Below are 24,673 nucleotides of genomic sequence, written 5' to 3'. Positions count from 1 at the left end.
CCCATGTCCACGACTCGTCTGGTCACTCGCTGGCTGTTGACCCTGGTGGCGGTGCCGTTGGCGCTGCTAGCGGTGCTGGTGCTCTCGCTGCGGTTGTTGCCATTCCTGCCGGGCGAGCAGACCGCGGCCCTTGAGAGCCTGCTCTCGGCGCGGTTCCATGCAGTGGTGGAACTGGACGGAATGACCGCTGGTCTCGTACGGCTGGATCCGCAGTTGTCGCTAGATGGCCTGCATATCCGTTCCCGGGAGGGGCCGGCTCAGGTCCCCTTGCTCGAGATCGAACAGGGGCAGTTGCGCCTGGACACGCTCGGCAGCCTGGTCGCCGGCATGCCGCTGGTGGCCGATGCAAGGATACAGGGGGTGACCGTGCACCTCTACCAGGACGAGGCCGGACGCTGGCAATGGCCGGCACCGGCGGAGCTGCCTCCCGTGCTGGTCCCCGAGACCACCTTCGACCTTGATCGCCTCGACTTCTGGGTGGGCATGCTGCTGCGTCAGAGTGCCTGGCTCGAGAACGTCAGCCTGGTGCTGCATGGCCAGAAGCAGCGTGCCGTGCTGACGGCGCCCCGCCTGGTGATGACGGGCGATGAGCGTCGCACTCACTTCGAGGGCGAGGTGCTGGTGGATGGGCAACAGGAGCATGCCATCCGGGCGGTGATGGAGCTGGTTCCCGGACCCTCGGGGCTGGGGGATTTCAGCGCGGCGCTGCAGGCCGACATGCAACTCCAGAGCCTGCTGGGGCTCTCCGAGGTGCTGGGCTACGGGGATGTCCTGCGGCTGGAGACCGCCAGCGGCGATGCTCGCCTCTGGGGTCGCTGGCAGGCTGGGGCCCTGGCCGACCTGCGTGTCGACCTCAATGCTCCCCTGCTGGCCTTGCAACAGACAGAATCGGTCGCCGACGAGGCGCCCCCGGCCATCGTGCTCAAGCAGGTGGGGGCACGGGCCCAGTGGCTGCGCGATGAGGGAGGCTGGCAGGCCTGGATCGAGGGTGATGCGAACAGCGCCGACTGGGCACGTCCCGAGGGCGAACTCGAGGCCCGGGGACCGGCCATGCCGCGCTTCTGGCATATGCGCAGCCGAGGCGACGGCTGGTGGCTCAACACCAGCGAGTTCGACCTGGGGGCCCTGGCCGCCTGGAGAGACCGCTTGCCGCTGCCTGAAGCCCTGGCGCGAGTGATCGACAGCCTGGATCCCCGGGGGCGGGTCACCGGGCTGGGGCTGGGCCGAGAAGACGGCCACTGGCTGGCCCGGGCGGCGGCGACCGAGGTGGCAGTGTCGCCCTGGGAGCAGGCTCCCGGGGTCGGTCCCCTGGATGTATGGGTGCAGTCCCAGGACCTGTCGGGGCACGTCGAGTTCGTCGGCACGGATACCCGGCTGGACTTTCCCAAGGTATTCCGCTCGCCGATGCCGCTCTCCCGGGCCAGCGGCATGATCAACTGGGCCTATGATGGCCCGCGCAGCGTCGTCAGTGGCCGGAACCTCGATGTCGTCTGGAACGGGGCCAGGGTCGAAGGGGGCTTTGGTCTCTCGGTCGGCGGGGGGCAGCGCGGTGGCTTCGGGCTCCAGCTCGACTTTCAGGACGTGGATGCCGTCGAGACCCCGCTTATCGACTGGCTGCCGGTGGGCGTTCTGACCCCCGGCCTGACCGATTGGCTCGCCGGCGGCGTGGCCGGCAGGGTGCCCGGGGGCTCGCTGCGCCTGCATGTTCCCCTGGCCAGCGAGGGGGCGCGCGTCGAGCCAACCATGCAACTGGCCCTGGACATCGAGGAGGGGCGGCTGCCTTTCGCCCCTGGCTGGCCGGCCCTCGAGGGAGTCAGTGGTCGCCTCGAGATGGACGACGGGGCGCTGACGGCGCGGGTCGACGCCGCCGATAGCCTGGGGGTCGAGGCCACGGCGGGCCGGGTGACGCTGGAGGAGCAACGGCTCGCGGTGAGCGGCGAGCTCGCTGCCACCGCAGAGGCGCTGCGTCGCTACCTGCTGGCGCTGCCCGTCGAAGGCATGGAGGCGGTGGAGTCCTGGCGAGGAGAGGGCGGGTCGACCGGCGCCCTGAACCTGGCCATGACCCTCGAAGAGCCGGGGTCCCTGGCACTGGATATCGAGAGCGAAGCGAATTTCACACGACTCGTCCATGAGCCCCTGCGGCTGGTGTTCAGTGCCCTCGATGGACCGCTGGCATGGCGCCAGCATGGGGAGGAGGGCGGCCTGGAGGGGAGGCTGACCGGACAGTTGCTGGGCGGGCCCCTGGTCGCCGAGATCGACACCGGAGCCGGCGGGCTCGACCTGTCCGGCACGGCCGAGGCGCGGGCCCTGACCGCGTGGAGCGGCACGCCGGCCCTCGGCGCCCTGATCGACGGCCGGCTGCCGTGGCAGGGGCGTCTGTCGATCGACGACGAGGGCGTTGCCCTGAGTCTCGACAGCCCGTTGGAGGGGCTGTCCATTGCCCTGCCGGAGCCGATCGGCAAGCCGCGCGAGGCACGCAGGTCCCTCCAGATGACCTTCGACCTGACCGAGGGAAGCCTCGATGGCCGTCTGGGCGACCAGCTGGGACTGCGCTGGCGAGTGCCCGCAGGCTCCGGCGCCGGCTCGGGGCAGGTGTGGCTGGGGCCCATCACGGCCCCCGACTGGTCCGGGCGTCCGGGTTGGCAGGTCGCGGCCGACCTGCCGCGTCTGCCGTTGGACCAGTGGGGCCGTTCCCTGTCGCCGCTGATCGCAGCGAGTACAAGGGGGAAGGAGGATGGTGCTCCATCGGTGGGGCTGTCCTCGCTGGCTATCGAGACCGACTGCCTGCAGGTAGGTGGTCGTTGCCTGGGCTCGCTTTCGCTGTCGGGGAACGAAAGCGCCGGAGACTGGCGGCTGGACCTGGGCGGCAGCCTGGCCAGCGGGGGTCTGACCTATCGGCCCTCCCTGGCGGCGCCCCTGGATATCAACCTCCAGAGACTCTCGCTGGATGCCCTGGTGCCACCCGCGACCGGCAGCGGCCAGCTGCTGGACGAGCTCGATGTGCCGAGCGAGGCGAGCCCTCTGCCGCAGGGACTCGCGGCGTTGCAGGCCGGCCGATTGCGTATCGCCGACATCGCGTGGCGGGGGCGGCGGCTCGGTCCCTTCGACGGTCGCTGGCGGTCGACGAGCGAACGCCTGGTGATCGACCCCCTGGAGCTGACCCTGGGTGAGATCATCGCCCGTGGCAACCTGGTGTGGGAGGCGAGCGGCGCCGGGGATAGCCTGACCCGGGGACGGCTCGACCTGGAAGGCGGTGATCTGGGCAGCGCCCTGGCGGTGCTGGACCAGCCGGTGGCCGTGCAAAGCGCCGAGACTCTGGTGAAGAGCCAGCTCGCCTGGCCGGGGGCCCCCTGGCAGTTCGCCCTGGCGCGCTCCCAGGGCAGCCTCGAGGTTGAGTTGCGCGACGGGCGCTTCGTCAACGTCGAGTCCCCCTCGGCCCGGGTCATCGGGCTGCTCAACGTCGACAACCTGCTGCGTCGTCTCAGGCTCGATTTCTCCGATGTCACTGGCCAGGGGACCGCCTTCGATCGTGTCAGCGGTGCCGCCACCCTGTATGGTGGGGTACTGGAAACCCGTGGTCCGGTGGAGATCGAGGGGCCGGCGACCCACTTCACCCTGGACGGCAGCGTCGACCTGGCTCGCCGGGAACTCGACCAGCGTCTGGCGGTTACCGTTCCGGTCAGCAACAACCTGCCGCTGGCAGCGATACTGGCCGGCGCCCCGATCGTCGGCGGTGCCCTGTTCATCGCCGACAAGCTCTTCGGCGATGCCATCGACCGCGTGACCCGAATCCACTATCGCGTGCAGGGCCCCTGGACCTCGCCGCGGATCGCTCTGGAAAGTGCCGAATGACATCACAGACTCACGACATGCTCGACGAGGCTTCTGACTTGCTGCTGACGCCGGGCGGCCTCGACCTGGCGGCCCTGGATGCCGGACTCGGCCATGCCATGGGCCGTGGCATCGACTATGCCGACCTCTACTTCCAGCGCAGCTGGCACGAGGGCTGGGTGCTGGAGGACGGCGAGGTCAAGGAGGCCAGCTACAACATCGATGGCGGCGTCGGCGTCCGTGCCCTGGCCGGGGAGAAGACCGGTTTCGCCTACTCCAACCAGATCACCGCCGATGCCCTTGCCGAGACCGGGCGCACGGCCGCCGGCATCGTGCGCAGCGGCGCTCGCCTGCCGGTGGCGCCGGGGGTGTCCATGACCTCATCGGCACGCTATGCAGGGGTCGACCCGCTCACCGGCCTCTCCGCCGAAGACAAGATAGCCATGCTCAAGCTGGCCGATCGGGTGGCCCGGGCGGCGGACCCTTCGGTGTCCCAGGTCAGCGCCTCGCTCACCGGGGTCCACGAGGTGGTGCTGGTCCGGGCCAGCGATGGCACCCTGGCGGCGGACATCCGCCCCCTGGTGCGCTTCAATGTCAGCGTGATCGCGGTGAAGGATGGGCGACGCGAGCGCGGCAGCGCCGGCGGCGGCGGACGCTATGCCATGGCCCGGCTGCGAGACGAGAACGTGGCCGAACGCTATGCCCAGGAGGCAGTTCGCCAGGCGCTGGTCAATCTGGAGGCCGTCGACGCGCCGGCCGGGCAGATGCCGGTGGTGCTGGGGCCTGGCTGGCCAGGCATCCTGCTCCACGAGGCGGTGGGGCATGGCCTGGAGGGCGACTTCAACCGCAAGGGCAGCTCGGCCTTCGCCGGGCGCATGGGCCAGCGGGTGGCCTCTAGAGGAGTCACGGTGGTCGACGATGCCACCCTGGCGGACCGTCGGGGCTCCATGACCGTCGACGACGAGGGAACGCCGGGCCAGTGCACCCCGCTGATCGAGGACGGCATCCTGACCGGCTACATGCAGGACAAGCTGAATGCGCGGCTGATGGGCATGGCGCCCACCGGCAACGCCCGGCGCGAATCCTTTGCCCACCTTCCGATGCCCCGCATGACCAATACCTACATGCGCGCGGGGAACGATGACCCCGCGGACATCCTGGCCAGCGTGTCGCGTGGCATCTACGCGGTGAGCTTCGGCGGCGGTCAGGTGGATATCACCTCGGGCAAGTTCGTCTTCTCGGCGAGCGAGGCCTACCTGATCGAAGATGGCCGGATCACTGCCCCGGTCAAGGGGGCGACCCTGATCGGCAATGGCCCCGAGGCCATGGGTCGCGTGTCGATGATCGGCCACGACATGGAGCTGGATACCGGCATCGGCGTCTGCGGCAAGGAAGGGCAGGGCGTGCCGGTGGGCGTCGGCCAGCCGACGCTCAAGCTAGACGAGCTGACCGTGGGTGGCACCCAGTCCTGAGGCAAACAAGGGCTGTTCTTGCCGAGAAGCGAAAGGTTTACAACCCCGCGGTATCGCGGATCAGGCGGAACAGTCGGCGGGCGTTGGTCGGCGGCTTTTCCTGGTCGCGTTCGCGACGGGCGTTTCGGATGAGCTGGCGCAGCGCCTGACGCTCGACGTCTGGAAACTCGACCACGAAGGCCTCCACGGCGTCGTCGCCTTCCGCGATGAGCCGGTCGCGCCACTGCTCGAGGCGGTGAAAGGCATGATCGCGGCGCAGCGTCTCGTTCTCGATCTCGTCGAACACCGCCTGGATGCCCTCGAGGTCCTCGCCGCGCATCAGCTTGCCGACGTACTGCATGTGGCGGCGGCGGGCCTCGCGGGCCTTGATGCGCCCGGTCTCCTCGACGGCGGCCAGCAGGTCATCCGAGAGCGGGAATCGCCCACGCTGGGCATCGCTCATGGCGATGATCTGTTCGCCGAGCTGCTGAAGGGCCTGCATCTCGCGCTTGAGCTGGGACTTGCTGGGCCGCTGTTCGGCCGGGGATAGGTCATCCTGGGTCATGCCGGTTCCACGTCGTCGGGGTCGAATTGCGCGCTAGTATATCAGCCCGCGGCAAGGGGCTGGACAATGCACCATCTTGAGGGCCGGCGCCATGGCCGGCCGACTGAGGAGAGACGTTCATGACACAGGCATTCGATGCCACCGCCCAGCAGGCCTTGCTGGAAAGTCGCGCCCGGATGGCCCTGGACCTGGCCCGCCAGCTCGGGGCCGAGAGCTGCGAGGTGGGGGCCAGCGTCGATCAGGGCGTCGGCGTCAGCGTTCGCGAGGGCGAGGTGGAGACGGTCGAACTGTCCCGGGACCAGGGGATCGCCATCACCGTCTATGTGGGACAGCGCAAGGGCAGTGCCTCCTCCAGCGATGCCGGCGAGGCCTCTGTGCGTGCCGTGGTCGAGAAGGCCCTGGCGATCGCCCGCCATACCGGCGAGGACCCGGCTTCGGGCCTGGCCGATGCGGCACTGATGGCCACGGACCTTCCCGATCTCGATGTCCATCACCCCTGGCCACTCTCCATCGACGAGGCCACCGAACTCGCCCTGCGCTGCGAATCGGCCGGGCGAGGCATGGCGGGCATCAAGAGCTCCGACGGGGCCAGCCTCTCCAGCGGCGAGGGGGTGCGCGTTTACGGAAATAGCCACGGCTTCCTGGGCAGCCAGCGCGGCAGCCGCCACTCGCTTTCCTGCATGCTGATTGCCGAGGATGAGAACGGCATGCAGCGCGACTACGACTATACCAGCGCCCGCGACCCGCGCGATCTGCTTGACGCCGAAGCGGTGGGCGAGAGCGCCGCCCATCGCACCCTGCGCCGCCTTGGCGCCAGGCGCCCGGCCACCGGCCGGATGCCCGTGCTCTTCGACCCGACTCTGGCCAGCGGCCTGGTCGGCCACCTGATGAGCGCCATCGCCGGGGGCTCCCTCTTCCGCGAGGCATCCTTCCTCTGCGAACGCCTGAATGATGCGCTCTTCCCGGAGTGGTTCGGCCTCGGGGAGCGCCCCATGGAGGTAGGGGCGATGGCGAGTTCGCCGTTCGACAACGATGGCGTGCAGACCCGAGACAATGTCTTCATCCAGGACGGTCGCCTGGCCAGTTACATGCTCTCGGCCTACAGCGCTCGGCGGCTGGGCCTTCAGACCACCGGCAATGCCGGCGGCGCCCGTAACCTGCGCCTCACCGCGCCGCTTGAGAGCCGCGAGTCGCTGCTCGCGCGCATGGACCGTGGCGTGCTGGTCACCGAACTCATGGGGCAGGGCGTCAATGGCGTGACGGGCGACTACTCGCGCGGTGCGGCCGGCTTCTGGGTCGAAGGCGGCCGGATCCAGCATCCGGTGGAGGAGTTCACCATTGCCGGCAACCTCGAAACGATATTCAAGGGGCTGGTGGGCGTGGGGGATGATACCGATACCCGAGGCAGCATCCATACCGGCAGCTGGCTGATCGACGAGATGATGGTGGCAGGCAGCTGACCAGCATGATGCCTGGCAAGGGCCGGTCCTGGCCTGCCCTCAGGCATCCTCGTGGAACCGGGCCTCGAAGAGCGCGATGATGGCCTCGAGGGCCGCCTCGGCGTCCTCGCCGTCGGTGCAGACCTCGAGCTCGGTGCCGCAGGGTGCGGCGAGAATCAGCAACGACATGATGTTGCCGGCATCGGCTTGCTGGCCTCCCCGGTGAACGGTGACCCGCGCATCGAAGGGCTGGCAGCACTGTACCAGCTTGGTGGCGGCGCGGGCATGCAGGCCGCGCCGATTGGTCAGGGTCAGCTTGCGTCTCGGCACGCGTCAGGTTCCTTGCTGTTGCGTGTCGTGGCCCGCCGTTTCTTCGGTGGCGAGTTTGACCTGCATCCCCAGCTCGCGATGGCGAAGTCTGACGCCGGCATGCCGCCGCGAGAGATGATTGGCCAGTCGTTCGGCCAGGTAGACCGAGCGGTGCTGGCCCCCGGTGCAGCCGATGGCCACGGTGAGGTAGCTGCGCTGGCTGTTCTGGTAGCGCGGCAGCCAGCGCTCTACCCAGGCGAGGATGTCATCGTGCATCTCGGAGACCACCGGGTAGCTGTCGAGGAAGGCGATGATGCTGGCCTCTCGTCCCGTGGCGTCCCGCAGTGCCGGGTCCCAGTAGGGGTTGGGCAGGCAACGGGCGTCGAAGACGATGTCCGCATCCAGCGGCACCCCGCGCTTGAAGCCGAAGGACTCCACGGTCAGGGTCATCTGCTCGGCCCGATGGCCCGCTACCTGGTCGGTGATGCGCCCCCGTAGCTCGTGCACCGAGAGCCGCGAGGTGTCGATCACCAGATCGGCGAGATCGCGGATCTCCGAGAGCGCCTGTTCCTCGGTGTCGATGGCCTCGGCCAGGGTCATGCCACTGCCGCGTGTGAGCGGGTGGCGGCGCCGGGTGTGGGAGTAGCGCTCCAGCAGGATCCGCGCATCGGTGGTCAGGTAGACCACCTGGCACTCAAGGTCGCGGGTGCGCAGGTCATCGAGCAACTCGGGAAAGCGTTCCAGGGCTTCCGGGAGATTGCGGGCATCGATGCTGACGGCGATCGAGGAGCGCACGCTGCGATCACCCTGGAGCTCATCAACGAGTGGGCCGAGCAGCATCGCCGGCAGGTTGTCGATGGCGTAGTAGCCCAGGTCTTCAAGCGCCTGCAGCGCGATCGACTTGCCGGAACCCGACCGGCCACTGATGATCACGAGCTGCATGCGGGTCTCCTGGTCGTGGTAATGGCCGGGCGGCCAAGGAGGATCAGCCTCCCTGGCCGCCGGTCTGGGCCTGTTGTCGAATCGCCTCCATGAGGAGCTCATGGAGCTCGCGCTGGCTTGCGCTGTGACGCAGGCGGGCCCGGGTGTCGGTGTCGTTCATCACGCCGGCGACCTGGCCGAGCAAGGCGAGATGCGCCTCGTCGGCCTCCTCGGGTACCAGCAGCACGAAGACCAGGTCTACCGGTTCCCCGTCGATGGCATCGAAATCCACCGGTTCGGCCAGCTTGAGGAAGCCGGCGATGGGTGCCTTGCAGTGAGGGTTTCGTGCGTGGGGGATGGCGACCCCGTTGCCGATGCCGGTGCTGCCCAGTCGTTCGCGGCCGATCAGTCGGCTGAAGACCTCCTGGCTGTCGAGGCTCGGCGTGTTCTGGGCAATGAAGGTGCTGAAGAATTCCAGCACTCGCTTCTTGCTCCCCCCCGGCACATCGAAGAGGGTGCGCTCGGGGGGCAGGATGGCGTCCAGTGTCATGACGGAATCAGCGGGCGCCAGCGCCCTGGGCGCGGGCCTGGGCCTTTTCCTTGTGCTTCACCAACTGACGGTCGAGCTTGTCGGCGAGAGCATCGATGGCGGCATACATGTCATTATCCATGGCCTCTGCATGGAGGTCGGCACCGGCGGCATGAAGGGTGCAGGCCGCCTGCTGGCGTTCCTTCTCCACGGAGAGGGTGACCTGCACGTTGGTGATGTTGTCGTAGTGACGCTCGACGCGGGTAAGTTTCTCCTGCACATAGTCACGCAGTGCGTCGGTCAGGTCTACATGGTGGCCGGTGATGTTGACTTGCATGACACGCTCCTTGCTCTTACGGGGTGTGAATCGATTGTAACCCTTTTTGTCGTCCTGCATACCCCCGCGGTCGAGGGGATTGGATTTCTCGCCGAATAGCGTGATTTCAATTGCTTGCGGCAAATTCGGGAGAAAGCATCCGGGTACTGGAGTGCGCCATTGGACCCCGTTCAACGCAGCCGCTTGCGCTCGCTGGAGGAGGGGATTCCCATCGCCTCGCGATATTTCGCTACCGTGCGTCGCGCGACGCCGATGCCGGCCTCATCGAGCAGGGCGACCAGCTTGCTGTCGGAGAGTGGCTTGCGAGGGGCCTCGTCCTGGATCAGCTTGCGAATCCGGGCGCGGATGGCGGTGCTGGAGTGGGCATCACCCTCGCCGTTGCCGCCTCCTACCTGGCTGGAGAAGAAGTACTTGAGCTCGAACATGCCGCGCGGGGTATGGATGAACTTCTGGGTGGTGACTCGCGAGATGGTCGACTCGTGCATCTCCACGACCTGGGCGATATCGGCCAGGATCAGGGGTTTCATGGCCTCCTCGCCATGCTCCAGGAAGTCGATCTGGCGCACCATGATCTCGCGGCCCACCCGCAGCAGCGTATCGTTACGGCTGGAGAGGCTCTTCATCAGCCAGCGCGCCTCCTGCAGGTGGTCCTTGAGGAACTGGTTGTCCTCGCTCTTGTCGGCTCGTCGAATCAGCGCGGCATAGTCGGGCTGGATGCGCAGGCGCGGCATGGCCTCGGGATTGAGTTCTACCTGCCAGCCATCGCGGGCATGCCGCGCGATCAGATCGGGAATCACATAGTCGTTGTCGTTTTCGGTGAAGGCGCTGCCGGGGCGGGGATCCAGCGAGCGTACCAGGTCGATCACCGTGTCGAGGGCCTCATCGTCGAGGCTGAGCCGGCGCTTGAGAAGGCGTCGGTCGTCGCCGGCGAGGGCCTCGAGGAACTGGCGAACCAGGCGGCGGGCCTGGGGCAAGAGCGGTGTGTCATCGGGCAGGGTGGCCAGTTGCAACATCAGGCACTCGCGCAGGTCACGGGCGAAGACCCCAGTGGGCTCGAACTGCTGGAGGCGCAGGAGCACCTGCTCGAGTTCCCGGCTCCTGAGGCCCGCGAGGCCCTGGGCCCTGAGGCCGTCGCGGATCTCCTCCAGGGGCTGGGTGAGGTAGCCGTCGCCGTTCAGGCTGTCGATCAGGCTCTCGGCGATGAGCATCTGGCGCTCGTCCAGGTTGGTCATGGCCAGTTGCCAGGCCAGATGGCCCTGCAGGCTCTGCCCCGACGCCTGACGCTCGAAATCGGGACCCTCGCCACTGCCGCCGGCAGGAACGCTACCAAGGTCCTGATAGGTATCCGACCAGTCGCTGTCGGTGGTGAGTTCGTCGGGAATCTCGCTGGCCCAGTCGTCGTCGGGTGTTTCGTCCACCTCCTCTTCGCCGAAGTCATCTTCGACATCCAGCAGGGGGTTGGAATCCAGCGCCTGCTGAATCTCCTGGCGTAGGTCCAGGGTCGAGAGCTGCAGCAGGGCGATGGCCTGCTGCAGCTGGGGGGTCATGGTCAGCTGGGTGCCGACGCGAAGCTGCAGGGAAGCCTTCATGGCCATGAGAGGAGTTCCCCCGACGTGAGGAAAACTCCCACCCTAGCCCCTGGCCGAGGGGGTTGCAACTGGAAAAATGCAACAATCGTGCCATGCGCAATCTTCATGCCGCTTAGCCATAACGACATTTATATCATGAGATTGGAGTTCAGAGCCGGAAGTCCTGGCCCAGGTAGACCTCGCGGACGCGCTGGTTGGCCAGGATCGCCTCGGCATTGCCCTCGGCGATGATCCGGCCGTCACCGACGATGTAGGCGCTGTCGCAGATATCGAGGGTCTCGCGCACATTGTGGTCGGTGATCAGCACGCCGATTTCTCGGGCCTTGAGCTGGCGGATGATGCCCTTGATCTCGCCCACCGAGATGGGGTCGACGCCGGCGAAGGGTTCGTCGAGCAGGATGAAGGCAGGCTCGGTGGCCAGCGCCCGGGCGATTTCCACGCGTCGCCGTTCGCCACCGGAGAGGCTCATGCCCAGGTTGTCGCGGATGTGCGTCACGTGGAAGTCCCCGAGGAGCTCCTCGAGCCTGGCCTCGCGGCCCCTGCGGTCGAGGTCCGGGCGTGTCTCGAGGATCGCCATGATGTTGTCGGCGACCGACAGCTTGCGAAAGATCGAGGCTTCCTGGGGCAGGTAGCCGATGCCGGCCCTGGCCCGCTCGTGCATGGCTGCGGTCGAGAGGTCCAGGTCGTCGATATGCACCTCGCCGGCATCGGCGCGCACCAGACCGACGATCATGTAGAAGGAGGTAGTCTTGCCGGCCCCGTTGGGGCCGAGCAGGCCGACGATCTGGCCCTGCCCGATGGAGAGGCTGATGTCCTGCACCACTCGGCGACGCTTGTAGCCCTTGGCCAGGTGCTGGGCTCTCAGGGTCTTCATCACTGGCCGCCCTGCTTTGCGGGCTCGAGGGTCATCCGCACCCGCTGGCGCTCCTGTACACCTTCTGCATCGGAGCGGGCCTGGACGACGCGGCGGTCGAGGAAGTATTCGAGGTAGCCACCATCGAAGGTGTCGCCACCCTGATGCAGTTCGGCGCGGTCTATCAGTTCGATGCGGCGCTCGGCGACGTGGTAGATAACGGTGCGGCCCCAGCCGCGGACCATGGGCTCGTCCGGTGCGGGCAGTTGCTCGATGTAGGCGCGCTCGCCGGTGGCGGTGGCTTGACTGAGCTGGCCCTGGTCGTTGCGCCGTATTTCCACACGGTCGCCGGTCAGCTGCATGCTCCCCTGGCGGATGTCCACATTGCCGGTATAGACGGCGGTGCCTTCGCGATCGTCGAGATCGAGCTGATTGGCCTCCACCTCGATCGGGGCGCTGGCGTCACCCTCCAATGCCAGTGCCTGAGCACTGCCTAGCAACAGGCCGATGACGACGAGGGTCGAAAGGGGGGCGAGGGAAGTTCGCGTCATGACTCGGGGTCCTCGTGGGTCTGGGGCGGATGGTGGCCGCGGACATTGTCGGTCAGCCGGGCGCGGTTGTCATGGATCCAGGCGTCGAAGCGCTCGCCGCTCATCCGCTGGGGAGGTTGGCGCAGCACAGCCGGCGTCTCGCTCCAGGCGTGGCCGCTATCGGCATCGAAATGCAGGATCTCGGTGTCCAGTTGCCAGCGCTCCGCAGGGGCCCGGAGCTGCGCATCGCCGGACAGGGTCAGCGGGTTGCCGCCCGTCTCCAGGGTGCCTCTGTCGCCGCGGGCCAGCCAGACTCGGCCCGAGTCGTCCAGCAACTTGCCCTGCGGGCGCTGCAGGCGGGTGATGTCGTCATGGGGGGTGTGGGTCAGCCGCGGAGTGTCGAGGCGCTGGTGGGGCTGCCCCTTTGCATCGAAGCGGGTCAGCCGGGCGTTCTCCAGATAGTAGTCTGGCTCGCCCGACGCGCCCCCCGGCACCGGGCCGGGGAGGGGGGCGTCTTGCAGGTCGAGCAGGGCCAGTCCGCCACCCAGGGCGAACAGCAGCAGCAAAAGGCCGGTGCGAAAGCCGGGGCGCGGCAGGCCCATGGATCAGGTCGAGCCGTGCAGGTAGGTGTCGAGCACGGCGTCCCAGTGTCCCTGGGCCTGAAGAAGGGTGTCGCAGATCTCCCGAACAGCGCCGTGGCCGCCCATGGTTTCGGTCACCCAGTCGGCCTGGCCGCGGATATAGCTCGGTGCGCCGGGCACGCTGATGCCGATCCCGGCCCGGCGGATGGCGGCCACGTCGGGCATGTCATCACCGCAGTAGGCGACCTGCTCGAGTTCGAGGCCGAGCCGTCCGCACAGCTCTCGCAGCACGGTCAGCTTCTTCTCCGCTCCCTGGAAGACATGCTTGACGCCCAGCGCGGCGGCGCGCTGGCTGACCATCGGTGAGTCACGCCCGGTGATCAGTGCCACCTCGATGCCGGCGCGCTGCACGAGCTTGATGCCGTGTCCGTCATGAGTGTGGAAGGCCTTGATCTCGACGCCATCGGCCTGGAAATAGAGGCGCCCGTCGGTGAGCACACCGTCCACGTCCAGGGCCAGCAGGCGGATGTGGCGCAGTCGGTCCACGAGCTTGCTGTCATTCAGTGGGCTGTCGTTAAGTGAAGAGGCAAGGCTCATGGTATCTCCGGGAAGTGGTCGGAATAGATGATTAAATGACGCCGGTGGCGAGCAGGTCATGCATGTGAAGGGCGCCTACCGGGCGGCCGTCGGAGTCTACCACCGCCAGTGCCGAGATGCGGCTGTCCTCCATCATGCGGACGGCCTCGGCGGCCAGGGTGTCGGGAGCGATGCGCTTGCCGGGGCGAGTCATGACGTCGTCGACGGTGAGTGCCGAGAGGTCGCTGTGCTGGTCGAGGGTCCTACGCAGGTCGCCGTCTGTGTAGACCCCGGCCAGGCGGCCATCGGCACCCACTACGCAGGTGAATCCGAGGCCCTGGCGCGTGATCTCCAGAAGGGCGTCGCGCAGGGGGCTCCCCAGCGGAACCGTGGGTAGCCGGCTGCCCTGATGCATCAGATCGGCGACCCGCAGCAGCAGGCGCTTGCCGAGGCTGCCGCCGGGGTGCGAAAGGGCGAAGTCCTCGGCCGTGAAGCCGCGGGATTCGAGCAGCGCCACCGCCAGGGCGTCACCGAGGGCAAGGGCGGCGGTGGTGGACGAAGTCGGCGCCAGGTCCAGCGGGCAGGCCTCGCGCTCGACCCCGGCATCCAGGTGGGCGTCGGCATGGCGGCCCAGGGTCGAGTCGGGGCGTCCGGTCATGGTGATCAGGGGCGTTCCCATGCGCTTGAGCAGGGGCAGCAGGGCGGTGACCTCGGCGGTCTCGCCGGAGTTGGAGAGCGCCAGCACCACGTCGCCGCGGGTGATCATGCCTAGGTCGCCATGGCTGGCCTCGCCAGGATGCACGAAGAAGGCCGGGGTGCCGGTGCTGGCCAGGGTGGCGGCGATCTTGCCGGCGATATGCCCAGACTTTCCCATGCCGATGACCACCACCCGGCCCCGGCAGGCCAGGATCAGCCGGCAGGCATGGTCGAAGGCATCGTCGAGGCGCTCGGACAGGGCCGCCACGGCCTGCTGTTCCAGTTCCAGTGTGCGGCGGGCACTGTCGCGCAGGAGGGAAGTGCCGGCCATGGAAGGAGTGTCGTTGGTCATGACAGTGATTGTTGCCCGTTGTGGGGTTTCACTCAAGGGGTCAGGCGGCAGCGGGGAGGCCCGAACTCCCCAGCCAGACCAGGTAGACGGCATAGCTCACCACCAATAGGGCGCCTGGCAGGCGTCCCAGGTGTCCCCGCCGGTTCCACAGCAGCAGGGCCCCCAGGGCCAGGGTCAGCAGCAGCATCACCGGGTAGTCGCGGCCGGCCGCCGCCGGATCGGTGGCTCCCGGCGCCAGCAGGGCGGGGATGGGCAGGACGGTCAGCATGTTGAAGAGGTTGGAGCCGATGACGTTACCGATGGCCAGGTCGTGGTGGCGTTTCAGGGCACTGACGACACAGGCGGCCAGTTCCGGAAGGCTGGTACCGATGGCCACCACGGTAAGGCCGATCACCAGTTCGCTGACGCCGAGCCCTCTGGCCAGTTCGCTGGCCCCCCACACCAGTGCCCGGGAACTGGCGACCATGATCACCAGGGTGCCGGTCAGCCAGGCCAGGGCCTGGTAAAGGGGCATGCCCGGAATCTCGCCGCCGCTGTCGCCGTCCGGGGCGTCGGCGCGGAACAGCCACCACAGGCTGAACACCAGCACCACCAGCAGCAGCACGCCGTCGAGGCGGTCCAGATGGCCGTTGGCCAGCGCATAGCCGGCCAGGCCAGTGGCGCCGAGCAGCAGCGGCAGTTCGCGGCGCACGATGGAGAAGCGCACCGGGATCGGCACTACCATGGCGGTCACGCCCAGCACGAGGGCGATATTGGCGATGTTGGAACCCAGCGCATTGCCGATGGCGAGATCCGGCGCGTCGTCCAGGGACGCCATCACCGATACCACGATCTCCGGTGCCGAGGTGCCCAGCGAGACGATGGTCATCCCCACCAGCAGGGTGCTCATGCCGGCCCGCCGGGCGGTGGCGGCGGCCGCCCCGACGAAGCGGTCGGCACTCCACAGCAGTCCGGCGAAGCCGAGCATGACGATCAGCAGGGGGAGCAGCATGGCGAGATCGAGATCCGGGGCTGGTGAATGAGGGGCGCACATTGAACCTGGCAGGCTTCGGTGGTGCAAGGGGCCTCTGGGTGCTGGCGTGTCAGGGCATGGTTAGGATACGATGTTCGATAATTTTCCCGAGGATGCTGACGCAATGACGGACTCCCCCTTCGTGGAAGTGGAGAGCCTGAACTTCTCGCGCGGCGAGAAGGAGATCTTCCGCGACGTCGACCTGACCATACAGCGTGGTCGTATCACTGCCATCATGGGCCCCAGTGGCACCGGCAAGACCACCCTTCTCAAGATGATCGGCGGTCAGCTCACCCCAGATGCGGGGCGGGTATGCGTCGATGGCCAGGATGTTCATGCGCTGTCTCGCAAGGCCCTGTTCGGGCTGCGTCGGAGAATGGGCATGCTGTTCCAGAGCGGTGCGCTTTTTTCCGACCTCGATGTCTTCGAGAACGTGGCCTTCCCGCTGCGAGTGCATACCGACCTGCCCGAGGCGATGATTCGCGACCTCGTGCTGATGAAGCTACAGGCGGTGGGGCTGCGCGGGGCCCGTGAGCTGAGGACGTCGGAACTCTCCGGCGGCATGGCCCGTCGGGTGGCTCTGGCACGCGCGATTGCCCTAGACCCGGAGCTGATCCTCTACGATGAGCCCTTTGCCGGGCAGGACCCCATCTCCATGGGGGTGCTCGTGCAGCTGATCAAGCGTCTCAACCAGGCCCTGGGGCTGACGGCCGTGGTGGTTTCCCACGACATCAAGGAGACACTGACCATCGCCGACTACGTCTACGTGATCGCCGACGGCCGGGTGATGGCCCACGGCACCCCGGCGAGCCTCGATGCGGATCAGGACCCTCGGGTCCGCCAGTTCATGCATGGCGAGCCGGACGGGCCGGTGCCGTTCCACTACCCGGCGATGGACTTCTACGCCGATATCCTGGGCACCGGGGGGCCGCAATGATCGACCGTATCCGTCGCCTGGGCCGGCGTGGCTGCGACCTGCTGGAATCGCTGGGCCGGGCCGGGATCTTCCTCGGCCAGTCTGCGGTGGGTGTGCCGAGCCGCGAAGGCCTTTACCTGTGGGTTCGCCAGATGCACTTCGTCGGCGTGATGTCCCTTGCCATCGTGCTGGTCTCGGGCCTGTTCATCGGCATGGTGCTCGCCCTCCAGGGCTATACCATCCTGGTCGACTTCGGTGCCGAGCAGGCCCTCGGGCAGATGGTGGCGCTTTCGCTGCTGCGTGAACTGGGCCCGGTGGTGGCGGCGTTGCTTTTTGCCGGGCGAGCCGGCTCGGCACTGACCGCCGAGATCGGCCTGATGAAGGCCACCGAGCAGCTGACCAGCATGGAGATGATCGGCGTGGACCCGCTGCGGCGAGTGGTCGCGCCGCGTCTCTGGGCCGGCTTCGTAGCCCTGCCGCTGCTGACCATCGGCTTCAGCGCGGTGGGGGTATGGGGCGGTCAACTGGTCGGTGTCGAATGGCTGGGGGTGTTCGAGGGTTCCTACTGGGGGAACATGCAGGCCAGCGTCGAATTCTTCGATGATGTCGGCAACGGCTTGATCAAGAGCCTGGTATTCGCCCTGGTGGTGACCTGGATCGCGGTCTTCCAGGGCCATGACCTGATTCCCACCTCGGAAGGCATCTCGCGTGCCACCACCCGCACGGTGGTCTATTCCTCTCTGGCGGTACTGGGCCTGGATTTCGTCCTCACCGCCCTGATGTTCGGAGCAACTTAATGAAGCGCAGCAAGACGATGGAACTCGGGGTCGGCCTGTTCATGCTGGCCGGTATCCTGGGGCTGGTGTTCCTTGGGCTCAGGGTCAGCGGCCTCAGCCTCAGCATGCCTAGCGAGACCTTCCGGCTCGAGGCCAATTTCGCCAATATCGGTGGCCTCAAACCCCGGGCCCGGGTCACCATGGCCGGCGTTACCGTGGGCCGGGTCGAAGCCATCGACCTGGATACCGACTGGTACGATGCGCGAGTGGTGATGGAGCTCGACGTCGAGCTGGAGGGGCAGCTGCCCGAGGACAGTACCGCCGCCATTCTCACCGCGGGCCTGCTGGGCGAGCAGTACGTCGGGCTCTCGGTGGGCGGGGCGCCGGAAACGCTCGCCAACGGTGACACGGTGCGAGACACCCAGTCTGCCCTGGTTCTGGAAGAACTCATCCAGCAGTTCGTGACCAGCATGGTCAAGGAGTGATCGACATGAAGATGATGAACCTTCGCGCCCTTTTCGCAGGGCTCTGCCTGCTGCTGGCGGCCCTGCCGCTGATGGCCGCCCAGTCCGACCAGCGTCCCGAGCAGATGATCCGGGGCAGCATCGATGACCTGATGAAGCGTATCGAGGGGCGTGAGGCGTACTTCGCCGATCATCTCGGTGAGCTCGAGGCCATCGTCGATGACAGCCTCGAGGACGTGACCGACTTTCGCTACATCGGCGCCAGCGTGATGGGCCGCTACTTCGGCAATGCCACACCACAGCAACGCTCGCGGTTCGTCGAGACCTTTCGCAAGACGCTGATCGACACCTACACCAAGGGGCTTGTCACCTTCGACTATCGCGAGATCCGCGTGCTCGACAATCAGCAGGCCTCCCGCTACGAAGACCAGGCTAGCGTTGACATGGAGGTAGTGGCCAACGACGGTACCGTCTATCCGGTCAGCTATTCTCTTCGCCTGGACGACGGGCGTTGGAAGGTGGTCAATGTGATCGTCAACGGCATCAATCTGGGCCTGACCTTCCGCAACCAGTTCGACCAGGCCATGCGCGACCACAACCGCGACTATGACGCCGTCATCGACGGTTGGTCGCCCGAACTCGCCGTGGAGGAACTGGAGCAGGGCGGTAACGCATGAGCGTGCTGCTGGATCAGCGCCATTCCAGTCTGAACGCCGATGATGGGCGCCTGGCGGTGACGGGAGAGGTCGGCTTCGAGGTGGCCTCGGCGATGGCCGAGGCCGGCGGCGATTGGCTGGTGGCCCAGCCGTCCGGCAGCGACGTGGTCTTCGACCTGATCGGTGTCGACCGGGTGAGCAGCGCCGCCTTGAGCGTGCTGCTGGAGTGGACGCGGCGAGCCCGGGAAGCGGGTTTGCGGGTCGAGCGAGTCTGTCTCTCGCCGGCACTTGATAGCCTGACACGGGTCGCCGGGCTGGATACCCTTCTGCCGCTGAAGGCCCCCGAGGGCGAGTGATCGCTGCCCGCCCCTCACCATCGCCAAGCGCGGTGCTTTTCTTTACCATGTCCTGCCATGACGAGGCGCCGCCGTCGGACAACGCGAGGCCGGCGGCGTGTTTTTCTCGCCATTCGATGAACCACAGGAGTGCCGTTGCCATGCAACCCAGTGAAGTCAAGGCGCTGCTCGAGGATCGACTCGACGGCTGCGAGTTTCATATCCAGGGCGAAGGCTGCAATTTCCAGGTGGTGGCCGTGGGCGAGGCCTTCGAGGGTCTCTCGCCCGTCAAGCGTCAGCAGATGATCTATGGTGCCCTGAACGAGGAGATCGCCTCAGGGGCCCTTCACGCGGTGAGCATCAAGACCTACACGCCGCAGCAGTGGCAGGCGGCCACCGACAATCAGGGGGCCTGAGGACGACCTTCCATGGACAAGCTGATCATTACCGGCAACGGTCCCGTCGACGGCGAGGTCTGGGCCAGCGGTGCCAAGAACGCCGCCCTGCCGATCCTCTGCGCCACCCTGCTGGCCGATGAGCCGGTAACCATCGGCAACCTGCCACACCTGCAGGACATCACCACCACCCTGGAGCTGCTTGGCCACATGGGCGTCCAGCCGGTGATGGGTGACAAGATGTGCATTCAGCTCGACGGCTCCCAGTTGACCGACTGTCACGCGCCCTACGACCTGGTCAAGAAGATGCGCGCTTCGATCCTGGTACTCGGGCCGCTGCTGGCTCACTTCGGCCGCGCGGATGTCTCGTTGCCCGGCGGCTGCGCCATCGGCTCGCGCCCGGTAGACCTGCACATCCAGGGCCTTCAGGCCATGGGGGCAGAGATCAGTGTTGAGGCAGGCTACATCCGCGCACGGGTCGACGGCCGACTGCAGGGCGCCACCATCTTCTTCGACACGGTCACCGTGACCGGTACCGAGAACCTGCTGATGGCGGCTACCCTGGCGCAGGGCACCACGGTTCTGGAGAACGCTGCCCGGGAGCCCGAGGTGGTCGATCTCGCCGAGTGCCTGATCAAGATGGGCGCCGACATCCGCGGTCATGGTACGGACACCATCGTCATCGAGGGGGTCGAGCGGTTGCACGGCGCCTACCATGACGTTATGCCCGACCGCATCGAGACCGGCACCTTCCTGGTGGCCGCGGCGCTCTCCCGGGGTCGTGTGAAGGTGCGCAGGACACGGGCCGATATTCTCGATGCGGTGCTGGCCAAGCTCGAGGAAGCCGGTGCCACCGTGACCACCGGTGAGGACTGGATCGAGCTCGACATGCAGGGACGTCGGCCCAAGGCGGTCAACCTGCGAACGGCTCCCTATCCGGCCTTTCCCACCGACATGCAGGCCCAGTTCGTGGCTATGAACGCCGTCGCCGAGGGTACCTCCAGGGTGGTGGAAACCATCTTCGAGAACCGTTTCATGCATGTGCAGGAGCTCAATCGCATGGGGGCCAACATCGCCCTGGAGGGCAACACGGCGGTGATCACCGGCGTGGAGACGCTCTCCGGCGCGCCGGTGATGGCCACCGACCTGCGGGCCTCCGCCTCCCTGGTGATCGCGGCGATGATGGCCGAGGGCGAGACCCTGGTCGACCGGATCTATCATATCGACCGCGGCTATGAGTGCATCGAGGAAAAACTGCAGCTGCTGGGGGCGCGTATCCGACGCATTCCCGGCTGAGCCCACACTTTTCGGCCGAGCCCACAACAGGCGAGACCCATGAGCAAGCAACTGATCCTGGCCCTTTCCAAGGGCCGCATTCTCGACGAGACCCTGCCCCTGCTGGCCGATGCCGGCATCACCCCGGCCGAGGACCTGGGCAAGAGCCGCAAGCTGCTGTTCGACACCAACCTGCCGGACGTGAAGCTGGTGGTGATCCGCGCCACCGACGTGCCGACCTACGTGCAGCTCGGGGCGGCGGATCTCGGGGTGGCCGGCAAGGACGTGCTGCTCGAGCATGGCGTCGAGGGTCTCTATGAGCCCCTCGACCTGGAAATAGCCCGCTGCAAGCTGATGACCGCCGGCATCACCGGTGCCGAGCCGGCCCGTGCGCGGCGCCGTGTGGCCACCAAGTTCGTTAACGTGGCGCGTCGCTACTATGCCGAGCAGGGGATCCAGGCCGAGGTGATCAAGCTCTACGGGGCCATGGAGCTGGCGCCGCTGATGAACCTGGCCGACGAGATCGTCGATATCGTCGATACCGGCAACACGCTGCGGGCCAATGGCATGGAGCCCCGCGAGCTGATCGCCCCGGTCAGCACCCGGCTGGTGGTCAACAAGGCCGCCATGACCATGAAGCATGCCCGGCTCAAGCCGTTGATCGCCCGTCTCGGCGAGGCGGTGGCGAGGCGGCGCGATGGCGCGGCCCTGTCGGCGTCGTAGCGCCGGCCGGCTGCCCCGCCGCGAGCGTGTTCCTGTCCCTGACGACGAACCCTGTTTCGAGAGGAAGCCACTGCCATGAGCGAATCCCCCCAAGAGCGCGTCGAGATCGCCCGGCTGTCGACCTCCCAGGCCGACTTCGATCGCCGCCTGGCGGAGCGGCTGGCCTGGGACGGCGTCTCGGATGCCGCGGTCAAGCAGCGTGTCGACGAGATTCTGGCCGAGGTCAGGACCCGGGGCGATGCGGCCCTGGTGGAGTATTCCAACCGCTTCGACCGTCTTGCCGTTACCTCCATGGCCGAGCTGACCCTCGGCGAGCAGCGCCTGCGCGAGGCCTATGAGGGTCTCCCGGGGGATCAACGCGAGGCACTCTCGGCTGCCGCCGAACGCATCCGCGTCTACCATGAGCACCAGAAGCCGGAATCCTGGCACTTCACCGAGGCGGACGGCACCGTGCTGGGTCAGCAGGTCACGCCGCTGGATCGCGCGGGCATCTATGTGCCGGGTGGCAAGGCGTCCTATCCCTCCTCGGTGCTGATGAATGCCATTCCCGCCCATGTGGCCGGGGTACGCGAGATCGTCATGGTGGTGCCGACTCCCGACGGCGTGCTCAACGAGCTGGTGCTGGCGGCGGCGTATCTGGCGGGCGTCGATCACGTCTTCACCCTGGGGGGGGCCCAGGCGGTGGCGGCCCTGGCCTTCGGCACCGAGACCGTGCCGCGGGTCGACAAGGTCGTCGGGCCGGGCAACATCTATGTGGCTACGGCCAAGCGGGCGGTGTTCGGCCAGGTGGGCATCGACATGATCGCCGGCCCCTCGGAGATCCTGGTGGTCTCGGATGGGGGAACCGATCCCGACTGGCTGGCCATGGACCTCTTCTCCCAGGCGGAGCACGACGAGGATGCCCAGGCGATCCTGGTGAGCTGGGACGAGGCGCACCTGGCGGCCGTGGACGCGTCCATCGCGCGGCTGCTGCCGACCCTGGAGCGCGCGGACATCGTCCGTGAGTCGCTGTCCCGCCGGGGCATGCTGATCCACTGCCGGGACCGCGACGAGGCGGTAGCGCTGATCAACCGCATCGCCCCGGAGCACCTGGAGCTGTCGGTGGCCAATCCGGAAGGGTGGCTGTCTGAGGTGCGTCATGCCGGCGCGATCTTCATGGGTCGCTATACCGCCGAGGCGCTGGGTGACTACTGTGCCGGGCCTAACCATGTTCTCCCTACCTCGGGCACGGCGCGATTCTCTTCACCGCTGGGGGTCTACGACTTCCAGAAGCGTTCCTCCATCATCCACTGTTCGGCCCAGGGCGCCGGTGAGCTTGGCAAGATCGCCTCGACGCTGGCGCGGGGAGAGTCGCTCACCGCCCATGCACGCTCCGCCGAGTACCGCCTGACGCCCTAGGCCGTCAGGGGCGCCGAGGCGTCAGGGAAGCATGCAAGAGGGCCCCGCCATCGCGGGGCCCTCTGTCGTCGTAGGGGATGCGTGGTCGCGGTTCAGCGCTGATCGGAGTGGGGCAGCGCCGGCGTCGGGCGCTCGCCCAGCTCGATATTCACCTCCCGGCGTTCGCCGCCGCGGACCAACGTCAGCGGCAGCCGGGTGCCGGGTTCCACCGCGGCAATGTCGCTCATGGTCTGCCGGGGGTCCAGTACCGGCTGGCCATCGACCTCCAGCAGCACGTCGCCGGGCTGCAGGCCGGCCCGGTCGCCGGGGCCGTCCGGAACGACTCCAGCGATGACCACCCCGATGGGGCTCTCCAGACCGAAGGAGGCGGCGAGTTCCTGGTTGAGGTCCTGGGCCTCGATGCCCATCCAGCCTCGAATGACCCGACCCCGGATGACCAGTTCCTCAAGGATGCTGCGGGCCAGGTTGGCGGGGATGGCGAAGCCGATGCCCTGGGAGCCGCCGGAGCGCGAGAAGATGGCGGTATTGATGCCGATCAGCGCACCCTCGGCATTGACCAGGGCGCCTCCCGAGTTGCCGGGGTTGATGGCGGCATCGGTCTGGATGAAGTCCTCGTAGGCATTGAGTCCCAGGTGGCTGCGCCCGGTGGCGCTGATGATGCCCATGGTGACCGTCTGGCCGACGCCGAAGGGGTTGCCGATCGCCAGCGAGACGTCGCCTACGGCGATCCGGGTGGTGTCGGTCAGCTCGATCACCGGCAGCGACTCGAGGTCGATGCGCAACACGGCCAGGTCGGTCTCCGGGTCGGTGCCGATCACCTCGGCCAGGGTCTCGCGGCCATCGCGCAGGGCGACCTGTATCTGGTCGGCCCCGCGGATCACGTGGTTGTTGGTCAGCACATAGCCATCATCGCTGATGATGACGCCGGACCCCAGGCTCGACAGCATGCGCTGCCGGCTCGGCGTCTCGTCGCCGAAGAACTGGCGGAAGAAGGGGTCCGACATGAGCGGATGCTCCTCCCGCTCGACCACCCGGGAGGAGTAGATGTTGACGACGGCCGGGGCGGCTCGCTCCACGGCCTGTGCATAGCTGGCCGGCCCCTGTTGCCTTGTCATTGGCTCTGCCTGGCGTACCTCGGGGGCTTCACGGGTTCCGGCCCCATCCTCGACGGGCATCTGTGCCGGGACGGATGACGAACGCCCGATCAGTTGAGGGAAGGCGTTGAGCAGAACGATGGCCCCCAGCACGCCGATGAGAACGGGCCAGAGATAGGGGAGCAGGGTGCGTCGCATGCGGCGGGAATCCTTGTCGACGATGCTGGGTCGCGGGGCATCCGCCCGCTGGTTACACTGTGCGGATTGTAACATCGCGAACTCGACCACGCCCGGAGGCTGCATGACGAATCGAGACGATCTGGTCGCCGCCTGTGATCGCCTGCTTGAGCCCGAACGTTTCAAGGACTATACCGCGAATGGCCTGCAGGTGGCCGGCAGGGAAGGCGTTGCCCGGGTGATGACCGGCGTGACCGCCTGCCAGGCGCTGCTCGACGAAGCCGTGGCCTGGCAGGCGGATCTCTTGCTGGTCCACCACGGCTATTTCTGGAAGAACGAGCCGGTCACCATCACCGGCATGAAGCGACGGCGTCTGGCGACGCTGCTGGCACACGACATCAACCTGCTGGCCTACCATCTGCCACTGGATGCCCATCGCGAACTTGGCAACAACGCCGAACTCGGCCGGAGGCTGGGCTTTACCGTCACGGGCTGTGCCGATGGGGTGCTCGGTGAGGGACTGGTGTGGCTCGGGGAGCCATCCTCGAGCTTCGATGCCGTCGGGCTGGCCCGCAAGGTGGGCCAATGCCTTGGGCGAGAGCCGTTGCTGATCGAGGCGCCAGGGGGCGGCGAGATTCGCCGAGTTGCCTGGTGTACGGGTGGGGCCCAGGACATGATTGCCACTGCCTTCGAGGCCGGCGCCGATGCCTTCATCTCCGGCGAGATCTCCGAGCGCACCACCCACCTGGCGCGAGAGCTGGGCATCCACTACCTGGCGGCGGGCCATCATGCCACCGAACGCTACGGGGTCCAGGCGCTGGGTGATCGGCTGGCCGCGACGTTCGACCTCGAGCACCGTTTCGTCGACATCGACAATCCCGCCTGAGCAGAAC

26 protein-coding genes are annotated in these 24,673 nt (G+C 67.3%); 13 read left to right on the top strand and 13 right to left on the bottom strand.

Translation table 11 applies throughout. The features are described 5' to 3' along the window. Positions 1-3: 3 nt before the first annotated feature. Both ABE960_RS12635 and tldD read left to right on the top strand, forming a co-directional pair. Positions 4-3,852, top strand: a complete 3,849-nt coding sequence (locus tag ABE960_RS12635; protein ID WP_349762634.1) for a YhdP family phospholipid transporter — start codon at positions 4-6, stop codon at positions 3,850-3,852. Next, on the top strand, positions 3,849-5,303 hold the full coding sequence (tldD, locus tag ABE960_RS12630) for a metalloprotease TldD (RefSeq protein ID WP_349762633.1): 1,455 nt from the start codon (positions 3,849-3,851) through the stop codon (positions 5,301-5,303). Before ABE960_RS12635 ends, tldD begins: the two co-directional genes overlap by 4 nt. 37 nt (positions 5,304-5,340) lie before the next feature. Here the strand turns inward: tldD and yjgA are convergent, their stop codons facing one another. Continuing rightward, positions 5,341-5,847: a ribosome biogenesis factor YjgA gene (yjgA, locus tag ABE960_RS12625; protein WP_349762632.1), complete on the bottom strand. Its 507-nt coding sequence runs from the start codon at positions 5,845-5,847 to the stop codon at positions 5,341-5,343. 119 nt (positions 5,848-5,966) lie between these two features. Between yjgA and pmbA the strand changes: the two genes are divergently transcribed. Beyond that, on the top strand, positions 5,967-7,307 hold the full coding sequence (gene pmbA, locus ABE960_RS12620; protein WP_349762631.1) for a metalloprotease PmbA: 1,341 nt from the start codon (positions 5,967-5,969) through the stop codon (positions 7,305-7,307). A 39-nt stretch (positions 7,308-7,346) separates the two neighbouring features. Here the strand turns inward: pmbA and ABE960_RS12615 are convergent, their stop codons facing one another. The 11 genes from ABE960_RS12615 to ABE960_RS12565 form a co-directional block, all read right to left on the bottom strand. Beyond that, on the bottom strand, positions 7,347-7,616 hold the full coding sequence (locus ABE960_RS12615) for an HPr family phosphocarrier protein (protein ID WP_349762630.1): 270 nt from the start codon (positions 7,614-7,616) through the stop codon (positions 7,347-7,349). A gap of 3 nt (positions 7,617-7,619) precedes the next feature. Further along, the gene (gene rapZ, locus ABE960_RS12610; protein WP_349762629.1) at positions 7,620-8,537 is read right to left on the bottom strand and encodes an RNase adapter RapZ; all 918 of its coding nucleotides are present in this window, start codon (positions 8,535-8,537) and stop codon (positions 7,620-7,622) included. Between the two features lie 43 nt (positions 8,538-8,580). Further along, on the bottom strand, positions 8,581-9,066 hold the full coding sequence (ptsN, locus tag ABE960_RS12605) for a PTS IIA-like nitrogen regulatory protein PtsN (RefSeq protein WP_349762628.1): 486 nt from the start codon (positions 9,064-9,066) through the stop codon (positions 8,581-8,583). Between the two features lie 7 nt (positions 9,067-9,073). Then, positions 9,074-9,382, bottom strand: a complete 309-nt coding sequence (gene hpf / locus ABE960_RS12600; protein ID WP_349762627.1) for a ribosome hibernation-promoting factor, HPF/YfiA family — start codon at positions 9,380-9,382, stop codon at positions 9,074-9,076. 170 nt (positions 9,383-9,552) lie between these two features. Next, a complete protein-coding gene (locus ABE960_RS12595) occupies positions 9,553-10,977 on the bottom strand; it encodes an RNA polymerase factor sigma-54 (protein ID WP_349762626.1) in 1,425 nt (474 codons plus the stop codon). A 142-nt stretch (positions 10,978-11,119) separates the two neighbouring features. After that, complete coding sequence (gene lptB, locus ABE960_RS12590) at positions 11,120-11,845, bottom strand: LPS export ABC transporter ATP-binding protein (RefSeq protein WP_349762625.1); 726 nt, start codon at positions 11,843-11,845, stop codon at positions 11,120-11,122. Beyond that, positions 11,845-12,375 carry a lipopolysaccharide transport periplasmic protein LptA gene (gene lptA / locus ABE960_RS12585; RefSeq protein ID WP_349762624.1) on the bottom strand — a complete coding sequence of 177 codons (531 nt, stop codon included), beginning with the start codon at positions 12,373-12,375 and terminating at the stop codon, positions 11,845-11,847. Before lptA ends, lptB begins: the two co-directional genes overlap by 1 nt. Then, complete coding sequence (gene lptC / locus ABE960_RS12580; protein WP_349762623.1) at positions 12,372-12,956, bottom strand: LPS export ABC transporter periplasmic protein LptC; 585 nt, start codon at positions 12,954-12,956, stop codon at positions 12,372-12,374. The genes lptA and lptC overlap by 4 nt, the downstream gene beginning before the upstream one ends. A 3-nt stretch (positions 12,957-12,959) precedes the next feature. Next, positions 12,960-13,532, bottom strand: coding sequence for a KdsC family phosphatase (locus tag ABE960_RS12575; protein WP_349762622.1), 573 nt, complete (start codon positions 13,530-13,532; stop codon positions 12,960-12,962). 31 nt (positions 13,533-13,563) lie between these two features. Beyond that, positions 13,564-14,538: a KpsF/GutQ family sugar-phosphate isomerase gene (locus ABE960_RS12570; RefSeq protein WP_432765371.1), complete on the bottom strand. Its 975-nt coding sequence runs from the start codon at positions 14,536-14,538 to the stop codon at positions 13,564-13,566. A 61-nt stretch (positions 14,539-14,599) separates the two neighbouring features. Then, entirely contained in the window at positions 14,600-15,550 is a 951-nt protein-coding gene (locus tag ABE960_RS12565) for a calcium/sodium antiporter (RefSeq protein WP_349762620.1), read from the bottom strand. A gap of 145 nt (positions 15,551-15,695) precedes the next feature. On the opposite strand from ABE960_RS12565, the gene ABE960_RS12560 reads away from it, so the two are divergent. From ABE960_RS12560 to hisD, 9 genes are all read left to right on the top strand, one after another. Further along, a complete protein-coding gene (locus ABE960_RS12560) occupies positions 15,696-16,508 on the top strand; it encodes an ABC transporter ATP-binding protein (RefSeq protein WP_349762619.1) in 813 nt (270 codons plus the stop codon). Continuing rightward, positions 16,505-17,284, top strand: a complete 780-nt coding sequence (mlaE, locus tag ABE960_RS12555) for a lipid asymmetry maintenance ABC transporter permease subunit MlaE (protein WP_349762618.1) — start codon at positions 16,505-16,507, stop codon at positions 17,282-17,284. Before ABE960_RS12560 ends, mlaE begins: the two co-directional genes overlap by 4 nt. Then, positions 17,284-17,748 (top strand): outer membrane lipid asymmetry maintenance protein MlaD, encoded by a 465-nt coding sequence (mlaD, locus tag ABE960_RS12550; protein ID WP_349762617.1) that lies wholly within the window; start codon positions 17,284-17,286, stop codon positions 17,746-17,748. Before mlaE ends, mlaD begins: the two co-directional genes overlap by 1 nt. Positions 17,749-17,753: 5 nt before the next feature. Continuing rightward, positions 17,754-18,404: an MlaC/ttg2D family ABC transporter substrate-binding protein gene (locus tag ABE960_RS12545; protein WP_432765370.1), complete on the top strand. Its 651-nt coding sequence runs from the start codon at positions 17,754-17,756 to the stop codon at positions 18,402-18,404. Then, positions 18,401-18,739, top strand: coding sequence for an STAS domain-containing protein (locus ABE960_RS12540; protein WP_349762616.1), 339 nt, complete (start codon positions 18,401-18,403; stop codon positions 18,737-18,739). The genes ABE960_RS12545 and ABE960_RS12540 overlap by 4 nt, the downstream gene beginning before the upstream one ends. 140 nt (positions 18,740-18,879) lie before the next feature. Further along, positions 18,880-19,134 carry a BolA family protein gene (locus tag ABE960_RS12535; RefSeq protein WP_349762615.1) on the top strand — a complete coding sequence of 85 codons (255 nt, stop codon included), beginning with the start codon at positions 18,880-18,882 and terminating at the stop codon, positions 19,132-19,134. A gap of 12 nt (positions 19,135-19,146) precedes the next feature. Then, a complete protein-coding gene (gene murA, locus ABE960_RS12530; protein WP_349762614.1) occupies positions 19,147-20,409 on the top strand; it encodes a UDP-N-acetylglucosamine 1-carboxyvinyltransferase in 1,263 nt (420 codons plus the stop codon). 39 nt (positions 20,410-20,448) lie between these two features. Beyond that, entirely contained in the window at positions 20,449-21,111 is a 663-nt protein-coding gene (hisG, locus tag ABE960_RS12525) for an ATP phosphoribosyltransferase (RefSeq protein ID WP_349762613.1), read from the top strand. A gap of 75 nt (positions 21,112-21,186) precedes the next feature. Next, on the top strand, positions 21,187-22,509 hold the full coding sequence (hisD, locus tag ABE960_RS12520) for a histidinol dehydrogenase (protein ID WP_349762612.1): 1,323 nt from the start codon (positions 21,187-21,189) through the stop codon (positions 22,507-22,509). Between the two features lie 92 nt (positions 22,510-22,601). Here the strand turns inward: hisD and ABE960_RS12515 are convergent, their stop codons facing one another. Further along, complete coding sequence (locus tag ABE960_RS12515; RefSeq protein ID WP_349762775.1) at positions 22,602-23,801, bottom strand: Do family serine endopeptidase; 1,200 nt, start codon at positions 23,799-23,801, stop codon at positions 22,602-22,604. 103 nt (positions 23,802-23,904) lie between these two features. On the opposite strand from ABE960_RS12515, the gene ABE960_RS12510 reads away from it, so the two are divergent. Beyond that, positions 23,905-24,666, top strand: coding sequence for a Nif3-like dinuclear metal center hexameric protein (locus ABE960_RS12510; RefSeq protein ID WP_349762611.1), 762 nt, complete (start codon positions 23,905-23,907; stop codon positions 24,664-24,666). Positions 24,667-24,673: the final 7 nt, after the last annotated feature.

The organism is Halomonas aquatica, from assembly GCF_040196335.1.
Classification (GTDB): domain Bacteria; phylum Pseudomonadota; class Gammaproteobacteria; order Pseudomonadales; family Halomonadaceae; genus Halomonas; species Halomonas aquatica.
Note: the sequence above shows the minus strand (reverse complement) of the source record. Positions and strands in the feature narration are given on the sequence as shown.

Bases quoted from the DNA above. Each gene is read 5' to 3' on its own strand.
- hisG (WP_349762613.1), top strand. From the start codon at position 20,449: ATGAGCAAGCAACTGATCCTGGCCCTTTCCAAGGGCCGCATTCTCGAC.
- rapZ (WP_349762629.1), bottom strand. From the start codon at position 8,537: ATGCAGCTCGTGATCATCAGTGGCCGGTCGGGTTCCGGCAAGTCGATC.
- mlaD (WP_349762617.1), top strand. From the start codon at position 17,284: ATGAAGCGCAGCAAGACGATGGAACTCGGGGTCGGCCTGTTCATGCTG.
- murA (WP_349762614.1), top strand. From the start codon at position 19,147: ATGGACAAGCTGATCATTACCGGCAACGGTCCCGTCGACGGCGAGGTC.
- ptsN (WP_349762628.1), bottom strand. From the start codon at position 9,066: ATGACACTGGACGCCATCCTGCCCCCCGAGCGCACCCTCTTCGATGTG.
- ABE960_RS12565 (WP_349762620.1), bottom strand. From the start codon at position 15,550: ATGCTGCTCCCCCTGCTGATCGTCATGCTCGGCTTCGCCGGACTGCTG.
- ABE960_RS12545 (WP_432765370.1), top strand. From the start codon at position 17,754: ATGAAGATGATGAACCTTCGCGCCCTTTTCGCAGGGCTCTGCCTGCTG.
- tldD (WP_349762633.1), top strand. From the start codon at position 3,849: ATGACATCACAGACTCACGACATGCTCGACGAGGCTTCTGACTTGCTG.
- lptB (WP_349762625.1), bottom strand. From the start codon at position 11,845: ATGAAGACCCTGAGAGCCCAGCACCTGGCCAAGGGCTACAAGCGTCGC.
- ABE960_RS12570 (WP_432765371.1), bottom strand. From the start codon at position 14,538: ATGGCCGGCACTTCCCTCCTGCGCGACAGTGCCCGCCGCACACTGGAA.
- yjgA (WP_349762632.1), bottom strand. From the start codon at position 5,847: ATGACCCAGGATGACCTATCCCCGGCCGAACAGCGGCCCAGCAAGTCC.
- pmbA (WP_349762631.1), top strand. From the start codon at position 5,967: ATGACACAGGCATTCGATGCCACCGCCCAGCAGGCCTTGCTGGAAAGT.
- ABE960_RS12510 (WP_349762611.1), top strand. From the start codon at position 23,905: ATGACGAATCGAGACGATCTGGTCGCCGCCTGTGATCGCCTGCTTGAG.
- ABE960_RS12560 (WP_349762619.1), top strand. From the start codon at position 15,696: ATGACGGACTCCCCCTTCGTGGAAGTGGAGAGCCTGAACTTCTCGCGC.
- hisD (WP_349762612.1), top strand. From the start codon at position 21,187: ATGAGCGAATCCCCCCAAGAGCGCGTCGAGATCGCCCGGCTGTCGACC.
- ABE960_RS12575 (WP_349762622.1), bottom strand. From the start codon at position 13,532: ATGAGCCTTGCCTCTTCACTTAACGACAGCCCACTGAATGACAGCAAG.
- ABE960_RS12540 (WP_349762616.1), top strand. From the start codon at position 18,401: ATGAGCGTGCTGCTGGATCAGCGCCATTCCAGTCTGAACGCCGATGAT.
- hpf (WP_349762627.1), bottom strand. From the start codon at position 9,382: ATGCAAGTCAACATCACCGGCCACCATGTAGACCTGACCGACGCACTG.
- ABE960_RS12535 (WP_349762615.1), top strand. From the start codon at position 18,880: ATGCAACCCAGTGAAGTCAAGGCGCTGCTCGAGGATCGACTCGACGGC.
- ABE960_RS12595 (WP_349762626.1), bottom strand. From the start codon at position 10,977: ATGGCCATGAAGGCTTCCCTGCAGCTTCGCGTCGGCACCCAGCTGACC.
- lptC (WP_349762623.1), bottom strand. From the start codon at position 12,956: ATGGGCCTGCCGCGCCCCGGCTTTCGCACCGGCCTTTTGCTGCTGCTG.
- lptA (WP_349762624.1), bottom strand. From the start codon at position 12,375: ATGACGCGAACTTCCCTCGCCCCCCTTTCGACCCTCGTCGTCATCGGC.
- mlaE (WP_349762618.1), top strand. From the start codon at position 16,505: ATGATCGACCGTATCCGTCGCCTGGGCCGGCGTGGCTGCGACCTGCTG.
- ABE960_RS12635 (WP_349762634.1), top strand. From the start codon at position 4: ATGTCCACGACTCGTCTGGTCACTCGCTGGCTGTTGACCCTGGTGGCG.
- ABE960_RS12515 (WP_349762775.1), bottom strand. From the start codon at position 23,801: ATGCGACGCACCCTGCTCCCCTATCTCTGGCCCGTTCTCATCGGCGTG.